1 protein-coding gene is annotated in these 773 nt (G+C 69.2%); it reads right to left on the bottom strand.

The window, feature by feature from the left end:
* Positions 1–770 (bottom strand): IS5 family transposase gene (locus ACX9I7_RS32665; protein ID WP_459389408.1). Its coding sequence is split into 2 segments (ribosomal slippage), with 771 coding nucleotides annotated over them: positions 1–431 and positions 431–770; the frame shifts between segments, so codons are not numbered across the junction. This gene is flagged as partial in the annotation.
* Positions 771–773 lie beyond the last annotated feature (3 nt).

The following is a 773-nucleotide window of genomic DNA, read 5'->3' on the forward strand; positions in this document are numbered from 1 at the left end:
GGTGGCGGCGATGCCGGCGAAGGCGAGGAAGTGTTCGGCTTTGCGTTCGTAGCGGCGGTGGAGGCGGCGGCATCCGGCGAGCCAGGCCATGGTGCGTTCGATGGTCCAGCGGTGGCGCCCCAGACGCTGTGAGTTCTCGATTCTTTTGCGGGCGATGCGGGGTGTGATGTGGCGGCTGCGGAGGAAGCGCCGCAGGTGAGCGTTGTCGTAGGCCTTATCCGCGTGGAGTTTGGCGGGTCTGCGCCGGCGGGGTCCGCGACGGGAGCGGATGGGCGGTATGCCTTTGACGAGGGGTTCGAGGGCCTGGCTGTCGTGCAGGTTGGCCCCGGAGATCCCGACGGAGAGGGGCAGGCCGGTGCGTTCGGTGAGCAGGTGGATCTTCGAGCCGTACTTGCCCCGGTCGACGGGGTTCGGGCCGGTCAGATCCCCTTTTTCATCGCCCGCATGTTCACCGAGTCGACCGCACAGCGGCTCCAGTCCAGCTCACCGTGGGCGCCGAGTTCGTCAAGGACCAGGCGGTGGAGCTTCGCCCACACCCGGGCCTTCGTCCACTCCGTGAATCGACGGTGGGCCGTTGCCCCCGATGGCCCGAACGACGCGGTCGGCAGCTGCTGCCACGTGCATCCGGACGTCGCCACGAACATGACCGCCGCCAGCACCTCACGATCGCCGTGTCGGCGACGCCCACCGCCCTGCGGCCGCACCGGCGCCTCCGGCACCACCCGCTGGAACAGCTCCCACAACTCATCCGGCACCAGCCGCTCAACGATCCC

It is taken from the genome of Streptomyces sp. L500 (genome assembly GCF_054551825.1).